Here is a 20115-nt window from a genome sequence, read left to right on the forward strand (position 1 = left end):
GACATGATAAGAACCTGAAAGGTTCCTCGAATGATGGGGGGATTGGAGAAAGACAACATATCTGATTATTATGATTTTCTTTATTCTGCCGTGTACCGACCGCAGATACTATATTGTCACTCTTCATATCATCCGGTAACCAGGGAACATCCCGATGAAATTATTCAGCAGGAAACCTGACAGTACAGAATTTCCGGACACGCCCATAGGACAGCAGTGCCGGGAACTCAGAGAAGCAAAAACCTGTGGCGAACTGGGCGAACAGATAGCCCGGCTCGTGCTCACCCATTCCCCTGCCGATATCCAGCAGATGAAGAGGAATTTCGAGACGAAAGTCAGGGATCTTGACCCGGTATACCGAGAGAAGGTAACCGCGAAGATCACCGGGCACCTGCTCGGGACATACCAGCGGATAAGGCTTGACAACCAGCAGGGCGTGTATAAAACCCTGAAAGAACCGATCTTACCGGAGAAGAAGAAATACTGGGAGATGGTAGCCGGGCAGTGCGGTGATGAAGACGGTGGGGATGCACCGGCAATCCGGTTCCTCAAGTATCTCCTTGCCGGTTATTCTATGCTGGTTCTTGAGGAACCGGGCCATGCCGTGGGAACACCGTTCCCGGGCGGTGACGAAATCGAGCTGGTGAACGGGGTCTATTATTGTCCCGTGCGGGAGAAGGCCGGTGATGTGGATGCCGCCCTCTGCCCGTTCTGTCCCGCAAAACAGACGCCATCCATCGGGTATCTCTGCCCTGCAACAAAACCCACGGAACGGAACAAACAGGAATTTATCGACAACTGCTACCGGTATCACAACTTCAATGGGTAACGTGCGGGTGAGGATATCCTTCCGGGGCACCCGAGAATACAAGAGAGTAACCTGTTGTTCCTGCCGTCAGAGAAGAGTATATTTCATTGCAGATCCATCACTACTGGTGGACATGCCGGGGAGCGTTATCCCGGCGGTTATCTTTGGGGGAATGGATGACGTTGCAGGAAGTGCAGTATGATGATCCATCGCTCTATATCAACCGCGAACTGAGCTGGATACGGTTCAACCGGCATGTGCTGGATGAGGCTCTGGACGAGAGCCACCCCCTCCTTGAACGGGTGAAGTTCCTCTCTATCTTTGCCAACAACCTGGACGAGTTCTTCATGATCCGGGTCTCAGGTCTCCAGCGCCAGCTTGCAAAAGGTGTGCTCAAGGCGCCACCAGACGGCATGACAGCCGGCCAGCAGCTGGATGCCATTCATACCATGCTCCTCCCGGACCTCCAGGCACAGGACGAATGCTGGCACAACGAATTGCTGCCCAAACTTGCCGAACAGGGGATTCTCCTGCGGAAATATGATGCCCTGACTGACCGGCAGAAATCGGCAATGGACCGGTTCTTTGTTGAAGAGATCTTCCCGGTCCTCACCCCGCTTGCGTTCGACAGCTCGCACCCGTTCCCGTTTATCTCGAACCTCTCCCTCAATCTTGCCATCATTGTCCGGGACCATTCCGGCAAAGAGTTCTTTGCCCGGGTCAAGGTCCCGACCAAGCTCTTCCCGCGGCTGGTCAGGATTCCCGGGGCGGATGGCAGTCTGAAGAACGACGACTCCCTTGTACAGTTCGTGTATCTCGAGGAGATCATTGCCGCACACCTGGACATGCTCTTCCCCGGGCTCGATGTCATCGCCTCGTTTCCGTTCCGCATCACGCGGGATGCCGACCTGGAGATTGAAGTGGACGAGGCTTCCGACCTCCTCACCACGGTCGAGGAGGTTGTGGAGCAGCGAGCCCGGGGAAAACCGGTTCGCATTGAAGTCGAATGTTCCATGCATGACGGTATCTGCCATACACTCGGCTCAAAACTCGGTGTGCCCAAATCCATGATCTACCATGTTGCCCACCCGGTGGGAATGGCCGACCTGATGCAGCTGATGTCGCTTGACCGCCCGGAACTCAAGGACACCCCCTTCCTCCCCTCCATGCCGGATGACCTTACCGATGACATGGACGTTTTCTCAGCGATACGCCGTCACGACATTCTCCTCTATCACCCGTATGACAGTTTCACGCCGGTCGTCAACTTCATCCGGCAGGCAGCCCGCGACCCGGATGTGCTCGCGATCAAGATTACCCTCTACCGCGTTGGTTCGAATTCACCGATTGTCAATGCCCTGATGGAAGCACGGGAGAATGGGAAGACTGTGGCAGCCCTGATCGAACTCAAAGCACGGTTCGATGAGGAGAACAATATTGGCTGGGCCCGGGCACTGGAACGGCTTGGCGTCCACGTCGTGTACGGGGTTGTCAACCTGAAAGTCCATGCCAAACTCTGCATGGTGGTCCGGCGCGAGAAAGACGGGATCCGCCGGTACATGCACCTGGGGACCGGGAACTACAATGCAGCAACCGCCCGGATTTATACCGATTTCGGGCTCATGACCTGTGATCCCGGTATTGGGGAGGACGTTGCTAATCTCTTCAATTTCCTTACCGGGTATGCCCGCATCGAGGAGTACACCAAGCTGATGGTGGCCCCGGTCACGATCCGGAAGATGATCCTTGAAAAGATCGAGAGGGAGATCGCCCGCCAGAGATCGCATGGCGACGGGCATCTCATCTTCAAGATGAATGCCCTTGTCGACGCAGCCTGTATTGCGGCTCTGTACCGTGCTTCTGCCGCCGGCGTGAAGGTTGACCTCCAGGTACGGGGGATCTGCTGTCTCCGCCCGGGACTGCCCGGGATCAGCGAGAACATCCGCGTATCGGCGATTGTCGGTCGATTCCTCGAACATGCCCGGGCCTACTACTTCTATAATGGCGGGAACGAGGAACTCTGGCTGGGCAGTGCAGACCTCATGCCGCGGAACCTTGACAAGCGCGTGGAAGTCCTCTTCCCGGTGGAAAACGAACCGCTGAAAAAAGCTGTCATCAAGACCATCCTGCCGGTCCAGCTGGGCGATAACTCCAAGTCAAGAATTCTTCTGCCGGACGGCACCTATTCCCGCAGGAGACCGGACAAGAGCGAAGAACCGTTGAATGCACAGTCGTGGCTTGTCGGGCACAGGGGTGCATGGTATGACCGTCATTCCTGATGCCCTGCCCGGCTCTGTCGGCCAGTGCTGGTTTGCGACGCAGAGACTGCCCCCGCTTCTTGAAGCATTCGCAAAGGAGATCGAAGGTGTTCGCAGTGGAGACGATATTGAATACATCCATCGCATGCGGGTTGCATCCCGGCGTCTCCGGGCCGCACTCCCCCTCTTTCGTTCGTGCTTTCCGGCAAAGCAGTATGCCCGCTGGATGCAGGAGATCGCAACAATCACGCGCGCACTGGGAAATGCACGGGACGCGGATGTCCAGATTGCGTTTCTGGTAAAATATCGGAAAAAGAGTTCTGCAGTACGGAATAAAAAAAATCCTGAAGGATCTCCGCAGGAAAAACCGCTCGAACCGGCGATTGCTTACCTCCTGCAGGACCTGAAAAAAAGCCGGCAGCAGCTCCAGGACCGGGTCCTGTCAGCACTTGATTCCCTGGAGAAGAGCGGGATTATAGATGAGATGCGGGCCGCGTTTGCTCTCAGGATGATATCCTGCCGCAGGACCCCGGTACAGTCTGCTGCCTACGGGATCCCGACAATTGCAGCTTTCCGGATTGTATCGCGTCTCAATACGATGTGTTCGTTTGGAGACTGGGTGTCGCATGCTGATGCTGTTGCCGAACACCACGCCATGAGGATAGCGGCAAAAAAGCTCCGGTACACCATGGAAGTGTACGGCCCTGTTTACCAACGGGGGCTGAAGCGATCTCATGCACAGGTAAAATACCTTCAGGAGATCCTGGGAGATCTCCATGACTGTGATGTCTGGATCGACCATGTCACCCTGCTCCTCCTCCGGGAACGCGGGCGCATGAGGAGTGGTCGCAATGATAAGCACCCGGATACGGCAACGCTCGCCAGCCTGCGCTTGTTCCTCGCGGCCCGGGAGAGGGAACGTACGCTCCTCCACCGGAGGTTCATGCGGTACTGGCAGTCTCTTATCGACAATACAGCATGGGATCAACTTCGCATGGATCTCACGCAAAAGAGAAAGCAGATGTTTATCCCTGCCGGGGATGGGACAAAGAAGGATATCTGCACCGTGTGCAATACCCTTTCAGCATCCTATCCGGAAGGGCTTTCCCATCACAAAACCGTTACCCGCCTTGCGCTCATGTTCTTTGACAGCCTTCTTCCGCTTCATGCACTGACCCGGCATGACCGGAACCTGCTCGAATGCGCAGGGATGCTCCATGATATGGGCTGGCAGGAAGGGGCACGAAAGCACAATATCCGGTCGGCCCGTTGGATCTTTTCCGAGGAATCCCTTCCCCTGGATATCCGTGACCGGAGCATTGCAGGACTCATGGCCCATGCCCACCGCGGGCGCGTGAAGATCGAATCCCACCCTCTCTTCCTGCTGCTCACGAAAGAGGACCAGAAAAAGACACTCCTGCTGTCCGCAATTCTCCGTGTCGCAGACGGGCTCGACTATCTCCATACCGGCACGGTGCAGGAAGTTCATTGTATCATTGGTGAAGCAGAAGTCACTTGTGATGTTATCTCCCTCTCAGATTGTACTAAGGAGAAAGAACGGGCAGGGTCCAAATCCGCCCTGTTCGCCCGCGAATTCGGCAGGGAGCTGGTATTCCGGTGAGTGAAGGGGAGATCGGGCCCGAAGGACGGGTTGTCACCTTCATTGACCTTGGAACGAACTCGTTCAGGATGCTCATTGTCCGCATCAACGCGAACCACTCGTATACGATCCTCTCGCGCCAGAAGCAGCAGGTGCGTCTCGGAGAAGGAGCGTTCGAAGATGAGGAGATTACTCCTCCCGCCATGGATCGCGCGGTTATCGTTGCAAAGAAGTTCGTGGATCTTGCGTGCACATTCCATACCGAGGAATTTGTGGCAGTAGCCACGTCAGCGACACGGGAAGCCACTAACCAGAATGAGCTGCTGCACCGGCTCCGGCAGGAAGCCGGACTTGATATACGGATCATCTCCGGCCGCGAAGAGGCACGCCTCATCTACCTTGGTGTTGCGGGCACCGTTAATCCTGCCAACCGGACAATCTTCTGTATCGACATCGGTGGCGGCAGTACCGAAATTGCGGTTGGCGATGCACGGGGATACCACCATCTTGACAGTTTCCCCATCGGGGCGATACGGCTTGCCAATCTCTATCCCTGTCCTGATGAACGGGGAATTATTACACCCGCCCAGCAGAAACAGATCCACCAGCATGCCAGAGACGCAATAGGCCCCGTGCTGGTTCCCGTACGGTCGTTGAAGCCCGATTGCGCCATCGGGAGTTCCGGCACGATCATGAACCTTGCTGAGATCGCAGGAAAAGCGCTCCATTCCGGTTCAGTGCCATTACAAGGATCAAATGGTCAGACGCTGAAATACAAGGAGCTGAAGAAGGTAATCGAGCTCCTGTCTTCCATGACCCTTGAACAACGCAGGCGGGTGCCCGGGATCAACCCGGACCGGGCGGACATCATCGTTCCCGGGGCCATTATTCTCGAAGTATTCATGAAGGAACTGGGATTGTCTGAGATCTCTGTCACCAATCGCAGCCTGCAGGACGGACTTCTTGCCGATTACCTCTCACGGATGGACACCTTTCCCCTGATGGGAGAACTGACACCCCGGCAGCGGAGCGTCCTCCAGCTGGGACGGTCCTGCGGGATCAATGAAGTCCATGCCCGGACGGTCACTATGCTTGTTCTTGAGATGTTCGACTCGGCAAAGACCAAGAAACTCCATGACTTTTCCGATGCCGAGCGAGAACTCCTTGAATATGCAGCATTTCTCCATGATATCGGGTCATTCCTGTCGTTCACCAACCACCATGCGCACTCGTATTATATTATCCGGAATTCCGAACTTCTCGGGTTCAATGAACGGGAGGTGAACCTTATCGCCATGCTGGCCCGGTTCCACCGTAAAAAGAGCCCCCGGAAAAAAGATTCCTTTGTCACGGACCTGGATCCCCGGGACCAGCGCGCTCTCCTCCTGCTCTCCTGTTTCCTCCGGCTGGGCGAGAGCCTTGACCGGAGCCATGCTGCCCTTGTGCAGCATGTCCGTTTCTCTGCTGCCGGCAAGAATACGGCACGGCTTGAGATCCAGGCCCGGGGGGAATGCCAGCTGGAGATGTGGGGGATCGAGAATGAGAAACGTGCATTCGAGAAAGCGTTTGGCCGAAACATTATCTTTTCAGTTGTGGAGACCACACCTTCCTGATTGGTATCCCTTTGGTTAATACTTCAACCGAATTTTTTTAACGCTGCTTCGGCTTCAGAAGCAACCTGCAGATTGCTGCTGTTCAGAAATCTCGTCAGGGGGGTAATTGCCCGGCGGTTCCCTATCTCGCCAAGTGCCCAGACGATTGCCGTGATCCACTCCCTGCCCGTTTCGAGCAGGGCAATGAGTGGTTCCGTAGCATCCTGCGCCCGGAGTGCTCCAAGAACAAGCACGGCACGGGTGACCACCTGTTCGTGCGAGTCCCCAAGCGCTTCGATCAGGGGTGGCACGGCAGGTTCCCCCATGTGAACAAGTGCATCAAACGCTGCCTCCCTAACCCTCCATAAAGGGTTTTCCAATCCTATGATCAGGAGACGAATTGTTTCGGTATCCGGTGAATCCCCCATTGCGTGAATTGCGGAAAAGCAGATTTCAGGATCGCCGGATTCTAACTGCCGGGCCCATTCAGCACGTTGTTCCCATACCTTGCCGGTTGTCATATCCTCCGGAAAGGAGATTCCCGGTATCCGTTTCAAAGCACCCTGCAGGGCGCTGTTTTTCTTGGTATCGGAAACCGTACCGGCCCCGAGTGCCGCTGCCCAGGTATCCACGGCCCATTGTGCAGCCTCATCAGAAAAGGCCAGTTCGTCCTCCAGGCGTTTTTTCAGGAAACCCCGGAACAGTTCCGGGGGAAGCGAATGACGGGGGGAGAGGAGGTCGGCCGGAATTTGCTGGCGCACGGCATTGACCAGGACGAAGATCTCCTGGCGGCACCGCGGGCAGGTGTCGCGAAGCAGCGCTTCGCACCGCAGCGGATCAAACGCAAGGGATGTCCCGTGGCGGGAAACAAGGGAAAGAAGGATGCGGGCTGCTTCTTCGTTCATGGTGTCACCATGGAGTCTGGTGCGGTAATGGTTATGGTGACTCCGTCAATCATGATCGCGGCCCCGGGATTCAGCGGTATGGCCCGGCCCGGGGGAACAACTGATTTGCTGCCATCAGGGAATTCAGCATTCCATGGCGCCCTTGTAGCATTCCGGATTCCGGATGCGCCGGGAATAGCAGGGTGGGGGACAACAATGCCAATGATTGCGGACCCGTCATCATTGGCCGGTGACAAGGTGACATGCCTTCGCCGGAGTGTGGTGCCGTTCGAGAGGGCGATGAATGTTTCGGCGGAATGACGACGAACAACCAGAAACGGGGGATGGGGAAGAGAGGTACTACAGTTCCAGCAGGTACCCGGATTGCCCGACAAGTCAAGAAAATTCTCGGCACGGCACCGCGGGCAGGAAATGATCCGGTCCTTGATTCTGGAGAAGAGGTTCTGCCATTCTCCTTCAGTGACCCTTCGTGAGGGATCCTTCAGCCCGTCAGTAAATGCGCGGATGAACATATCCTGCAGGTCGGTCGGACACAGGCTCCAGCGTTCCCGTGCAATCCCATAATCAGGATCTGTGGGCAGGCGGTTATCCGGGTTTTCCGGGTCGAAGACAAAGATCGGTGTTTCCCCGTACACTTTTTTCTTTGCCGGGATGTCCCAGCAGTGGAAACGGTATTCCATCTCACCGTGGAACGGATGGTGCCACACCCAGAGGTAGAATAGGAGGATGGCAAGTGAGTGGAGATCGGTCTGGGTTGAGGGATCGGCCTCGCCACGGATGATCTCGGGTGCCATGTACTCCATCGTACCCCAGACCTGGCAGCGGGACTGGCGGTTCACTCCCACATTGTCATTATCGCAGATCAGGATATCGCCGGAGACGGGCTCAAACATGAGGTTGCCTGCGGAGATATCGCGATAGCAATGACCGGAGAGGTGGAGTGCACGATAGCTGTTTGCGAGCTGGTACGAGATTTCAGACAGCGATGAAAAGTTCGGGACAGGTTTGAGGTGTGCCCAGACCTCGCCCAGTTCCGCAAATTTCTGTGTGTCGATCCGTGCCATAAGGTACCCGAACTGGCCCGATCCCTCCCGTGTGACAAGGTCCAGCGGCCAGATAAACCGCCGGCCCGCTGCTCCGAACGGTGGGCCGGTCCGGACGAGATAGAGAATTGCCGATCGCTGTTCGGCTGTTGCCTGTTCAGGCTTGTACCATTTCACTGCCTGGTAGCCCTGTGGCCCTTCGACAAGGTACACTTCTCCCTGCGTTCCCTCGCCAAGTTTCCGGAGTACATGCAGTTCCGTGCCGGAAAGTTCAGCTTTTACGCGCTGTCCGATTGCGAGAGGCATTACCAGCACTCCGTGAGACCGGGGACAGTCTCATCTTTATCCTGTTCCTGTTCAGACCGGGATAAATCTGTTTCATGGGGATTGATACTGACAAAGACGATGGTCATGTCATCCCCGCTTGCGAGCTCGGAATACCGGTCAAGCCATCCTGCCATCGAGCCGGCAACGCTTTCGATCCCAAACTCTTTCACCCGGTCAACGAGGCTTTTGATAAAGGTAAAAAATTCCCCGCCTTCCGTTGTGTCGAATGAATCTGAAACGCCATCGGTTGCAGCGATAAGGACCCCGCCATCTCCCCGGTCAAGGGTTGCGGTACGCCAGAGAAGGTGGGCATCGCGGGATGAGAGCGAGTGGGTCTCTTTTCCCACGAGCCGGGTCTCCATGGGAATGGGGCATTCAATGGAGCCGTCTGGTCGCACAAGGACAATATCCCCGTCACCGATCTGGCCGATGAGGATGGTATCGGCAACGATAAGGGATGCAATGAGGGTAGAGCCATATCGGACATAGGGATCCGTTTCCGGGCCGGCTATCTCCCGGCCGGACGCGTCAGACTGCACATATTCCCTCCATCGGCGGGTAACTCTCCTTGGGAAATCCGCTTTGAACTCCGAGCGGAGAATATGCGAAGGGATTGTATGAACATGCATCCGGTGGAAACTGGTCAGTTCATCCATGCCTGCCTGTACCCCGAGAGATGCTCCGGTCCTGCTCTGGTCATGCCGGGGATCGCCATGCCCGTCAGCAATGGCTACCGCGATCCAGGGAATCGCACCCGAGGCACCGCTGCAGATGGCATAAGCATCTTCGCAGGGACGGGAGAGCCGGAGGTGGGATGCCCCTCGACGGCTGCACCCGAACGCCCAGCCAAGCGTTGGATCGGATGCACAGAGGAACTGTCGGTGCTCGGGCATGAACGATCTAGAATAAATCGGTGTTGGAGGTTATCATCGGGGGTGGCGATTCAAGGGATACGTTCGAGGTGTCGTCCATACCGGTGCTGCGGCTCCTTCCCCGTGACGAGGCAACCGATGCCGATACAGAGGCCCACTTGATATAGGTGACCAGTTCCTCGGGCGAATGCGCTTTGAGGAGCCCGATCTGGTCCTGGTTGACAAATTTTAAGAGTTCGGGCTCATTATAATCAGACTCGTCACCGATAGCAATAGCAAGCCGGACCGCTTTTACTCCCCAGGGGATTTTCGAGAGTTCGGCAATGGCATTGTCGTATTCATCGCGGGGATCGGTACAGAAACCATCGGAGACAAGGATGCAGACCGGGGGGAGTCCCCGGCGGGGCATGTGTTCGATTGAGAGTTCACCGGTGAGGAGGTTGATTGCCTTTGCCGTTGCGGTCAGGCCGGAAGTCTCAAGCTCGGGCCAGGTAAAATCCTCGAGCGGGACAGCTTCGGGGCCGACATGCCACGAAGCATCATCGGAGAATTTGATTGCCCGCATGAAGATCTCGACCTGGGGATACGCGGCAACAGCCTTCTGGACTTCAGGGATTGCCTCGCGGATCGCCTGGTTCAGGGTCGCTATCTTCTTGCCCCGCATAGAGTCGGAACAATCTGCGAGCCAGAAAAAGTGCAGCTTCTTTTTGGCAACCTGCCCATCGGGAATCGGAATTGTATCGTCTATGATAATACCCCCTCGCTTACCATTCAATCTGCCAGATAACCATATAAGTTCACCGTTTTCGGGCTTTTTGCTGAAGGCGGACACGGTACTGTCCGGTTCGTGAAAACAGGGAAAAAAGAGTTTTTGGGAATGTTACAATTTCTTGAGTGCCTGCACGAGTTTCCCGACGGTTTCCTGTGCATCACCATAAAGCATTTTGGTATTGTCCCGGTAGAACAGGTCGTTCTCGATCCCGGCAAAGCCCCTGCCCTGGCCGCGTTTCAGCACGATGACGTTCTTTGCCTGCTCGACATCGAGGACCGGCATACCAAAGAGCGGGCTGCCCTGGCGGTGTGCTGCCGGGTTGACCGTGTCGTTGGCACCAATGACAAGAACGACATCGGTTGCCGGAAACTCAGGATTGATCTCGTCCCGGTCAAAGAGCTGATCGTACGAAACCCCGGCCTCGGCAAGCAGGACATTCATATGCCCGGGCATCCGCCCTGCAACAGGATGGATGGCGAACTTGACCGTGATGTCCTTCTTCCCCAGCAGGTCCGTGAGTTCCTTGACCTTCTGCTGGGCCTGCGCAACGGCCATACCATAGCCGGGCGCGATGATCACTTTGGTTGCATAGGCAAGGAGGATCGCGGCATCGTCTGCCTCGATCGCCTTCATGCTGCCCTTCACTTCCCCGCCGCTCTCGTCCTTTGCACCAAATGCCCCAAAGAAGACATTTGTCAGGGAACGGTTCATGGCTTTTGCCATCTGGAGAGTCAGGATTGATCCGGCAGCCCCGACAATGACACCGGCAACGATCATGGCATAGTTGGGGGATGCAAATGAGAACCCGTCCAGTGCCACCGCAAGGCCGGTGAATGCATTGTACATCGAGATAACTACCGGCATATCCGCTCCACCGATGGGAAGAGTCATCAGGAGCCCGAAGCCGAGTGCCAGGACAAAGAAGAGCGGCAGGTACATGGAGACTGCCAGCGGGATAAATGCCGGCTGGATGATGATGCAGGCCCCGGAGATCGCCGCAAGGAGGAAGATGAGAAGGTTTAAGACCTGCTGCCCGGTAAACGAGATGGCCCGGGCAGGCATCCAGCCCTGGAGTTTTAAGAAGGCGATAATGCTGCCCGAGAAGGAGACAGCACCAATGAGGCCGCCGACAACTGCAAGGGAACCGGTGACTTCTGTCGGGGTGCCGAGGAGCACAACCGCGGAGATGCAGGCTGCTGCGCCACCGCCCATGCCATTATAGAGAGCAATCATCTGCGGCATGTCGGTCATGGCAACCCTCTTGGCTGCAATATACCCGAACCCGCCTCCAATGACAATGGCAATCGCGATGAGGGCAAGGTTCGTGAGGTTGGGCATGAAGAATGTCACGATGGTTGCAATGAACATCGCGGCACCGGCCCAGACAATGCCGGTCCGTGCTGTAAGCGGGTGGCTCATGCGCTGGAGGCCCACGATGAAGAAGAAGATCGTGGCAATGTAGACCGGTTCGATGAAAAACGAGAGATCGGTCATTTTACGCCTCCTTTCCGGGCTTCCTGCCGCTCTTGTCGAACATCTGGAGGATCCGTTCCGTCACGACATATCCGCCGGTGACGTTCGCAGCGCCGAGAACCACCGCGACAAAGCCGATGACCTGTTCGAGCGGGGTTGTGGCAAGACCGAGCGCCACCATGGCGCCTACCAGCACGATACCGTGAATGAAGTTCGACCCGCTCATCAGTGGCGTGTGCAGGATGACCGGCACCCGGCTGATGACTACGTACCCGGTGAACGCTGCAAGCATTGCGATATAGATGGCTGTCCAGAACGCACTGATCTCGATCATGGTTTTACACCCCCGATGATATTACGAGCCGGAGCAAAGCATACCTCGCCGGCATGTGTGAGCAGGCTTGCGACAAGAATTTCGTCCGTGTAGTCTTTTACGAGAGAGCCTTCTTTATTGACAAGAAGCGCGAGAAATGCCTGGAGGTTCTTTGCATACATCTGGCTGGAGTGGAACGGCACGCGGGCAGGGAGGTTCCTTGGCCCGATGATAGTGACGCCGTGCTCCTGGATTGTTTTCCCTGCCTGGGTCAGTTCACAGTTTCCTCCGGTCTCTGCTGCGAGATCCACGATGACCGCGCCGGGGCGCATCCGAAGAACGGTCTCTTTCGTGATGAGGACCGGAGCTTTCCGGCCGGGGATGGCCGCGGTGGTGATGACGATATCTGCCCGGGCAACAGCAGCGGAGACCATCTCCTGCTCGAGTGCTTTCTCTTCCGGGGTGAGCTCGCGGGCATATCCTCCCTGACCCTCGGCATTGATCTCAAGTTCCAGGAACTTTGCTCCGAGACTGCGGACCTGCTCTCCGGCTGCGCGCCGGACATCATAGGCCTCAACCAGGGCGCCAAGGCGCTTTGCCGTGGCAATGGCCATCAGGCCGGCAACACCGGCACCAAGGATGAGTACAGTTGCCGGGCGGATCGTCCCGGCAGCCGTGGTAAGCATGGGAAGGAATTTCGGGCAGTTTCCTGCACCCAGTATCACTGCGGAATATCCGCCGGCCGTTGCCTGAGAGCTGAGGGCATCCATGCCCTGGGCGCGGGTGATACGCGGGACCAGCTCAAGGGCAAACGAGGTGATCTTCCGGTCGCGCATCGCTTTTATGGCATCGATATTTCCTGAAGGGTTCATGAACCCAACAAGGAGAGAACCTTCGGAAACCTGCTCCACATCGCCAACAGTCGGGGGCTGGACACAGAGAACGATGTCAGCGCCCTTTAAGAGATCCGCCCGGCTTGCTGCAATCGTTGCACCAGCTGCAGTATAGAGTTCGTCAGGATAAAAGGCGCCTGTGCCGGCGCTGTGCTCAATCCTGACCTGGTGGCCGGAACTGACCAGTTTCTGGACAACATCGGGAACGGTCGCAACGCGCAATTCGCCTTCAGCCGATTCCTTTACCACAGCGATAACGGCCGGTCTTTCCCCTGAACCGGACGGAGCGCTCACGAGAGCCACCCGGCCTGACTGTTTTTCACAACTAAGGACAATCAATTCACTCCATCGATGATACGCAATGTAGCGTACTGGTTGGTTTTACAGTCTTTTTATCTTACGCACCCGGACCGCTACTCCGCGCTTCGAGCGGTGCATCTCTCCCGCCGGAAGTGCTGCACGGCCGGTTGCAAGGGCGCGCTTTCCGGTAACAAGGACCTCGTCCCCCTCCCGGATAGCCGGATCAGCGCCGGTAACCCCGGGAACGAGGACGTCACCTTCCGGGATAAAATCATCGATGGTAACGCGGTAACATTCCGGGAGGAGCGCCCAGCCGTCGAATGTCGGGCGGATGAGACCGGTGCCGGTATCGATGGAGAAGAGCTGGGTATTGCCCCTGCTGTAAAAGAGTTCGGGAAACCGGCCTCGCGCAACAATGCCCTTTGTTACAACATCGGCCCCGAACTGGTATGAAAGCATACCATGCAGGCGGTCATCCCTGATCCGCCGTTCTCCGGCAAGGGCTGCGTCAAGCGCATTGAGCGCGGCAGGCCCCGCCGGGTCACCGGCACAGGAATATTCAAGCGTGATACCGCAGGCTTCAGCTGCCTGGCGGGCAACCTGGAGAGCGCCGCCATCGAGGTGTGCAATGATCCGCCGGTACGGGAATTTTGCGAAATAGCGGGCCAGGATATTGGATAAAACAGCACATTCCTCGGCGTCCCAGTACCCGGTGACCGGGACATCGTAGTGCCCGGCAGGGTAGATGCATTCGAGCTCGCGGGGAACCAGCCCGAGCGGCGATGTGATGATCAGCTCGTGCGCCCGCCCGCCGATTGCTGCCTGGAACCTCCGGTGACTCTGCGAAAGCGAGTAGGGTTTTTTTGCCGAGCAGGGCAGGAGCACTGCCACATCGCACTTCTCTGGCGGGATGTAGCGGGTCAGGACCCGTTCGGCAAAGCGCTGCACTTCAGCGCGCTGCATTGATTCGCCTGAGTTGGCCCGCATGATCACAGCCCGGGCAATTGGCTGGGCTGCCTCCATGAACGCATAGTGACGGTCCAGGTGGCGGAGGATCGCGACCTGGTTTGCATCCATGCGGCAGCGGGACTCGACCAGATCGCGCAGTTGTGCCTGCCGGATGAACCGGGTGATGAGGGCAAGTTCCTGACGGAGGGCTTGGCGGTTGTGCTCCCGCAGGTCACCAGCCCTGCAACCGGGACAGGTGCAGATGCCGTCACCCAGCGCAGTGGCGGGGAACTCTCCTTCCGGGGTACAGAAGATCCCCTGTGCGGAGCGGAGGTCCACGGCGGTGTAATCGAAGAGGTCGAAACCCGAGTAGCAGAGGATGGCTGCGGTTGACGGAAGGGCTGCCGCAGGGCCATACCATGCGGTATCGGCCGGGGTCTTCTCCTTGAGAGAGACCAGCCAGTTCACGTAGTTACGGGGATTGGCAAATGAGGTATGCCAGTTTGTCACGAGAACACAGTCCCCGCTCTGTGCCGTATTCTTCAATGCGGGATGAATGATGACCGGCCCCCCGGGAATGGCGGGGGGGAATTCTTCTGCAAGGTTTGCCGGTGCGGCAAGAGGCATGTTGACAGATGTGGGCGTGACCAGTGCAGGGAAGATGGTCTCTGTCTCCGCTGCTGCCGGGAGGTTAATGGAGGTTGTGCCGGTATCGAGAACCCCGGTGCGGGCAAGACCGTCCCTTCTCCGGATATCAAACTTCGTCATCGGTAATCTCCATGCCGGAAAGTTCCTGCCGGACGATCCCTTCCCAGCGGGAGCTGCATGCAAGCACAATCCTGCTTCCGGGATGCGTGTCAGCAAGTATCCGGATACCCTGGCATCCCTTGCGTACCATGGCCGCATCCCATTCCGGGATCTCGCAGGGGCCGATGGGGAACGTCTCTTTCAGCTCCACCGGGTAGGGACCAAACGGGGGCCGGAAGAAAAGCGTGTCATCATAACCTTCCGAAGGTTTGCCATCCAGGACAACCAGTACCTTTTGCCCCAGCGGAAGCCGGGCCAGCTGCTGCTGGTATCGGATCACTTCGGTGCGGAGGCAGCTCTCATCGCCGCGGTAAAAAAACCGCCGTTTGGATACCCGGTCATGGCCGGCAAGCGTTGGGGCATGGGAGAGAAGTTCGCGGTACCCGTCAAGCAGGCGCGGGTGGCTCCGGCACCGTTCATCAACAAGTTCCCAGAGTGTCCCATCAACAATCGCCTGCCGGACCCGGGAGATCTCGGCAAGCGTAACATACAGGTTATGGAGCGCGAGAAGGCGCTCCCGGTCCGGGGCGGCCCGGAGTTCTTCAGCAGAATGAGACCGGCAGACACTACAGGCACAGGGGAGATCGACAAGGTCCTCGATCCGGTATGAGCCATGAGCGGTTAGGTATCGGCCGTCCTTTGCATAGAGCGCGTACGCGGCCGAATCGAAGAGATCGCATCCCATTGCCGTTGCAAGGGCAAACATCGAGGGATGACCGGCACCAAAGAGATGGACACAAGCGGATGGGGAGAGGGCGCGTTTTGATGCCATGACAACCCGGACGAGATCGCGATACCGGTATGATTCCATGAGCGGGACAACGGCACCAACAGGGCAGAACGGGAAGCCGAGGTCCATCACCTCGCGTGCAGACTTTTCACGGAGATCCTCAAATGTCCCACCCTGGACCGGCCCGGCAAGGGGTGCATCGGGGCCAAAGACCTCTTTAGCCTCGGCAAGTCGCTGGAGCGTGATGGCAAGATCGCGCGCTGTCGTGTCACGGTCCGCTGTTGGAGATGTAGGGATATCGAGGGGAACCCAGATGTCGCTTCCGATATCGCGCTGGAAGGAAAGTGTTTCTGTGTTGGTGATGGATACTTCACCATAAACCGAGAGCTGGAAGGACCCGGAGTCGGTCATAATAACGCCACTAAAGTCAAGGACCGAATGAAGCCCTTCAGCAAGGGCCCGTTCTCGGAATTGTCTGCTCTGGGAAAAAATATAGGCATTCGTGATGAGGGCCTCGACTCCCATGGACGCCATCTCCTTCGGGGTCACGAGCTGGAGGTGGGGGTTAATGACCGGGAGAAGAGCGGGAGTCCGGATCGTCTTTTTACCAACCGTCAGTTTGCCGATCCGCCCGGCAATATCGCTGTACAGGCTCTCAAATGCAATGGCCATTATGCACCCTGATCGCCTTGTACATGCGTGTTCTTGTATGTTAAACGGTTGCCCTCACTGTTTCTCGGTGAAGATCTGGCCCTCGAAGGTGAGGACTTCTACCGAAGGATAGGTCCAGCACCGGTTGGGGAGACCTGCCTTCATGCAGGTATGTTCGAGAAATGTCGCGGCATCCCACCCGTATTCTGTTGCCACCTGGGGGAGAAGGAGCCCGCTTGTGCGCATTCCCCGGATGATCAGCCCGTGTTTTCCGACAACAATGGCATCCGGTCGTTTTTCGGGTTCCCCGGGAAGCGAAACGGGGATTGTCAGGATCGTTACCTCAACGGCAATTTCCGGCAGTTCGGGTTTTCCGACCGGAGGAAAGCGGGGATCTTCTGTTGCTGCTGCAATCGCAGCGTGTTCGATTGCATCCCCAAGCGGCATTATCGGGTAGGGTAGACCGATGCACCCGCGGAGCTGTCCTTTTTTGGTCAGGGTGACAAAAACGCCGCGTTTTTCCTCGAATACCGGTGTGAGTTTCAGTAGCGGTTTCGGTTTTTTTGCGCACACATACTCAACGGCGCCGCGTGCAGAGCGGATCGCCATGAGCCCCTCATCATTGGTGAGCAGTTCCATGGCAGGTTCCTTCTTCTGTGTGTCAGACTGGAGTGAACCTTGTATACCAATGTATCGGATGAATATTGGGGGCAACCTTGCCTGAATATGGTGCGCGGCATTGTCCTTATTATCTTTCACGACCTATAGAATAATGAGAGGGAGAGAGCGGCTGACGGTGACAGCAATGTTGCTGAGGAAAGTCCCCCCACCCACCGGGCACGCAGCCGTACGCAAGTACGGGTGGCGAGAGTCACGGCAATGGCACAGAAACGACACGGCCTGCCAACAGTCATGATGCGGTTGAGCCTAAGGGCGAGAAGCATGGTCTCCATGCGAGTAACCCGCTGAGCGTTCACGGGCAGGATACGGTGAAACGGCGAATCCCTGCGGGTGCAAGTCAGAACAGGACAGATGGATCGTCCGGTATCCGTCCGGGTATGACGCAGAGCTGAATGCCGCTTTGAACAGAAGGAGGCTTACTCCTCCCACTCACTTTTCCTGCTGGATCCTTTACATTAGATACTGCGACTGGTTTTCAACATCCGTGGATCATAACCCCTTGGGGATACCTGCAACAGGATATTAAACCGGCATTCCCAGAGTACGGTAGGAGGATTCCATCATGAGTATTCCCATTATCCCGGGACGATCTGTCATGCGTTGTTCACTTGCCCTTGTCATTTTCGTTTTACTGATCCTGCCTGTTACGGCCGTCACCCTGACTCCCGGTGCATCCTCCGGTTCCACAATAATATCCAAAGGTGATCCCGTGTATATTAACGGCGTAGCGACCGGTCACCCGCAAAACGGTCTCCAGGTCTGGCTCATCGGTAATAACATGGTGAGGATCACCACCGTGCAAGTCAAAAGCGACAATACCTATACCTACGAGATTACCTCAACGGAGACACAGAATTTTGCTCCCGGCCAGTACCTTGTGATTGTGCAGCACCCCATGATGAACGGGCAGTTTGATATTGTCTACTCTGCCGCAACAGGACAGGTGATCAACCGCCAGATGCAGCCCGGCAGAGGGGGCACCAGCGGGACAGTTATCTTCCAGCTGACCAGCGCCAGCAGCCTCCAGGGCCCGGATGCGGCGTCAGCGCTCATGCGGGCAATTGGCAGCCAGAATGTCGATGATACCTTTGCCACGGCATCATTTTTCATCAATCCGCCAAATGCATTTGTCAATCCGGTTGGCGACCATGTTGTCGGGGAGAAATTCATGATCTCCGGCACGACAAACCTTGCAGCCGGGGACAAACTTCAGGTAGATGTCTATTCTTCCTCGTTTTCCCCCACGAAAAAGAGCCAGTCCGGAGCATATTCCGGGGCAAGCGATGTTGTTGAAGTGACTGCAGGAACCGGTGGGAAAAACCAGTGGTCGTTTGCCATCGACTCTGCGACATTCAGACCGGATGAATATATCGTTACTGTTGAGGGGATCTTACAGGATGTGAAAGGCTCGACCACCTTCGATCTCCTTGCAGCAACTCCGGTTCCGACAGTGCCGGTTGATACACCAGGCACAACACTATCAGAAACCAAGATTCCCTCTGCCATCGCAACTACTCCTGCGGTAAGGAGTGTCGAACCTGCAACAACTCATACCGCAGTGCCCTTGTGGATAATTCTCACGGGTCTTGTTGCCGGTATGATGCTCCAGATCAGCAGGAGACGATAACAGGGGACGTTACCACCCGAGCAGCAGGGTCTTCGTGCGGGAGTAATTGTCCAGTGCATGGAGACCATTTTCCCGTCCAAAACCACTCTCGTTCATCCCGCCGAACGGGATTTCCGGGGGAATGGTAAGGTGCCGGTTCACCCAGATAATGCCTGCGTGGATCTCGTCGAAAGCGCGTTTTACCGCAGGAAGACTGCTTGTCCAGATCGATGCCCCAAGACCATATGCAGTCCGGTTTGCCTCTGTTATCGCAGCGTCCAGGTCAGGTACCGGCATGACAGGAAGGACTGGTCCGAATACTTCACCGGTCATGAGCCCGCTGGTCTTCTCCACATCAGATACTACTGTGGGCCGGTAGAAAAATCCCTGTGAATACTCTGCTCCCCCGGGCCTTGTTCCCCCGGTAAGTACCGTTCCCTGTCCCGTATCCCGGACCCTGTCAATGAGTTTTTCGATACGCTCGCGCTGGATAGCACTGTTGAGCGGACCCATGTCCGTACCGGCATCAAGACCATTCCCTAGTTTTAGTGACTCTGTCTTCTGTTTCAGCCTGCGGGAGAATTCTGCGGCGATTGACTCATGGACAAAGAGACGTTTTACTGCAGTGCAGGTCTGCCCTGCATTATAGAACCTCCCCCTGATTGCCCCGTCAACAGCTTTGTCGATGTCAGCATCGGGCATAACAATCATCGGGTCGGAACCCCCGAGTTCGAGCGTAAGCTCCTTGAGACTTCCGGCAGCAAGTTCACGGATCCGTTGTCCAGTTGCACAACTCCCCGTAAAGGAGAGTTTTTTTATTGCCGGGTGTCCTGCCATGGCTTCTCCAATTGTCTCACCCACCCCGGTGACGGTGTTCAGGGTCCCGGGAGGTAATCCTGCTTCATCGAGGATCTCGGTAAGACGGAGCGCAGTCAGGGGAGCGGTGGATGCAGGTTTGAGTAAAAGGGTATTTCCCGCTAGCAGCGCGGGACCGATCTTCCAGCCCATGATAAGGGCTGGCATGTTCCAGGGAATGATGGCAGCGCAGATTCCCATCGGTTCACGGGTGATTATGGCATCTCCTGTGGCACCCAGCCGGACCAGTTCCCCTTTCTGGGCTGCGGAGATCCCGGCATAAAATTCAAGGATATTAGCAAATCCCCGAATCTCGTCAATGGATTCCTTTAGGGGTTTTCCCTGTTCCGTAGTAAGGAGACGGGCCAGATCCTTGTGCCGCTCCCGCACAATCCCGGCAGCACGAAAAAGGACCATCCCCCGTTCGCGCTGCGTTTTTCTCTTCCATGAGGAAAATGCCGTATCCGCAGCGGTCACTGCGCGTTCGAGATCGTCCTTTGTCCCGGCCGGTACACGGTCGATCTCATCTCCTGTGGCAGGATTAATCACGGGTATCCATTTGTTTTCATCCGTTCCTGCACCAGCCCCGCCAACCCGCATCAGCATCTGTTATCGCATCCTTTCCGGAACATTAGCAGTCCCGTAGTACTGGTTTACTTTGCGATTGCGCCCTAAAAATCC

16 protein-coding genes and 1 other RNA gene are annotated in these 20115 nt (G+C 56.6%); 6 read left to right on the forward strand and 11 right to left on the reverse strand.

All coding sequences use genetic code 11. The annotated features are described in order from the left end of the window. Positions 1–154 precede the first annotated feature (154 nt). The 4 genes from PHF39_RS00295 (at position 155) to PHF39_RS00310 (ending at position 6279) form a co-directional block, all read left to right on the forward strand. Positions 155–829: a DUF2115 domain-containing protein gene (locus PHF39_RS00295; protein ID WP_300218902.1), complete on the forward strand. Its 675-nt coding sequence runs from the start codon at positions 155–157 to the stop codon at positions 827–829. A gap of 155 nt (positions 830–984) precedes the next feature. Continuing rightward, positions 985–3087, forward strand: a complete 2103-nt coding sequence (ppk1, locus tag PHF39_RS00300) for a polyphosphate kinase 1 (RefSeq protein ID WP_300218905.1) — start codon at positions 985–987, stop codon at positions 3085–3087. Then, the gene (locus PHF39_RS00305; RefSeq protein WP_300218908.1) at positions 3071–4687 is read left to right on the forward strand and encodes a CHAD domain-containing protein; all 1617 of its coding nucleotides are present in this window, start codon (positions 3071–3073) and stop codon (positions 4685–4687) included. The genes ppk1 and PHF39_RS00305 overlap by 17 nt, the downstream gene beginning before the upstream one ends. Continuing rightward, a complete protein-coding gene (locus tag PHF39_RS00310; protein ID WP_300218910.1) occupies positions 4684–6279 on the forward strand; it encodes a Ppx/GppA phosphatase family protein in 1596 nt (531 codons plus the stop codon). The genes PHF39_RS00305 and PHF39_RS00310 overlap by 4 nt, the downstream gene beginning before the upstream one ends. 23 nt (positions 6280–6302) lie before the next feature. Here PHF39_RS00310 and PHF39_RS00315 read toward each other — a convergent pair whose 3' ends face one another. The 10 genes from PHF39_RS00315 to PHF39_RS00360 form a co-directional block, all read right to left on the reverse strand. Continuing rightward, positions 6303–7163, reverse strand: coding sequence for a HEAT repeat domain-containing protein (locus PHF39_RS00315; RefSeq protein ID WP_300218913.1), 861 nt, complete (start codon positions 7161–7163; stop codon positions 6303–6305). Continuing rightward, positions 7160–8512: a protein kinase gene (locus tag PHF39_RS00320; RefSeq protein ID WP_300218916.1), complete on the reverse strand. Its 1353-nt coding sequence runs from the start codon at positions 8510–8512 to the stop codon at positions 7160–7162. The genes PHF39_RS00315 and PHF39_RS00320 overlap by 4 nt, the downstream gene beginning before the upstream one ends. Further along, the gene (locus PHF39_RS00325; RefSeq protein ID WP_300218917.1) at positions 8512–9426 is read right to left on the reverse strand and encodes a PP2C family serine/threonine-protein phosphatase; all 915 of its coding nucleotides are present in this window, start codon (positions 9424–9426) and stop codon (positions 8512–8514) included. Before PHF39_RS00325 ends, PHF39_RS00320 begins: the two co-directional genes overlap by 1 nt. Positions 9427–9433: 7 nt before the next feature. Next, positions 9434–10069, reverse strand: coding sequence for a vWA domain-containing protein (locus PHF39_RS00330; RefSeq protein WP_300218919.1), 636 nt, complete (start codon positions 10067–10069; stop codon positions 9434–9436). Between the two features lie 216 nt (positions 10070–10285). Continuing rightward, positions 10286–11671 (reverse strand): NAD(P)(+) transhydrogenase (Re/Si-specific) subunit beta, encoded by a 1386-nt coding sequence (locus tag PHF39_RS00335; RefSeq protein ID WP_300218921.1) that lies wholly within the window; start codon positions 11669–11671, stop codon positions 10286–10288. Position 11672: 1 nt separating this feature from the next. Next, positions 11673–11984 (reverse strand): NAD(P) transhydrogenase subunit alpha, encoded by a 312-nt coding sequence (locus PHF39_RS00340; RefSeq protein ID WP_300218924.1) that lies wholly within the window; start codon positions 11982–11984, stop codon positions 11673–11675. Next, positions 11981–13150, reverse strand: a complete 1170-nt coding sequence (locus PHF39_RS00345) for a Re/Si-specific NAD(P)(+) transhydrogenase subunit alpha (RefSeq protein ID WP_300218927.1) — start codon at positions 13148–13150, stop codon at positions 11981–11983. Before PHF39_RS00345 ends, PHF39_RS00340 begins: the two co-directional genes overlap by 4 nt. 87 nt (positions 13151–13237) lie before the next feature. Further along, the gene (gene arcS, locus PHF39_RS00350; RefSeq protein ID WP_300218930.1) at positions 13238–14872 is read right to left on the reverse strand and encodes an archaeosine synthase subunit alpha; all 1635 of its coding nucleotides are present in this window, start codon (positions 14870–14872) and stop codon (positions 13238–13240) included. Then, entirely contained in the window at positions 14859–16313 is a 1455-nt protein-coding gene (gene tgtA / locus PHF39_RS00355) for a tRNA guanosine(15) transglycosylase TgtA (RefSeq protein WP_300218932.1), read from the reverse strand. Before tgtA ends, arcS begins: the two co-directional genes overlap by 14 nt. A gap of 54 nt (positions 16314–16367) precedes the next feature. Beyond that, positions 16368–16931 (reverse strand): TIGR00296 family protein, encoded by a 564-nt coding sequence (locus tag PHF39_RS00360; protein ID WP_300218934.1) that lies wholly within the window; start codon positions 16929–16931, stop codon positions 16368–16370. A 135-nt stretch (positions 16932–17066) separates the two neighbouring features. On the opposite strand from PHF39_RS00360, the gene rnpB reads away from it, so the two are divergent. Both rnpB and PHF39_RS00370 read left to right on the forward strand, forming a co-directional pair. After that, positions 17067–17404, forward strand: an RNA gene (gene rnpB, locus PHF39_RS00365) — RNase P RNA component. Positions 17405–17535: 131 nt separating this feature from the next. Then, positions 17536–18600 carry a hypothetical protein gene (locus PHF39_RS00370; RefSeq protein WP_300218936.1) on the forward strand — a complete coding sequence of 355 codons (1065 nt, stop codon included), beginning with the start codon at positions 17536–17538 and terminating at the stop codon, positions 18598–18600. A gap of 9 nt (positions 18601–18609) precedes the next feature. Here the strand turns inward: PHF39_RS00370 and PHF39_RS00375 are convergent, their stop codons facing one another. Continuing rightward, a complete protein-coding gene (locus tag PHF39_RS00375; protein ID WP_300218939.1) occupies positions 18610–20040 on the reverse strand; it encodes an aldehyde dehydrogenase family protein in 1431 nt (476 codons plus the stop codon). Positions 20041–20115: the final 75 nt, after the last annotated feature.

Origin of the sequence: Methanoregula sp., from assembly GCF_028712425.1 — an archaeon.
Taxonomy (GTDB): domain Archaea; phylum Halobacteriota; class Methanomicrobia; order Methanomicrobiales; family Methanospirillaceae; genus Methanoregula.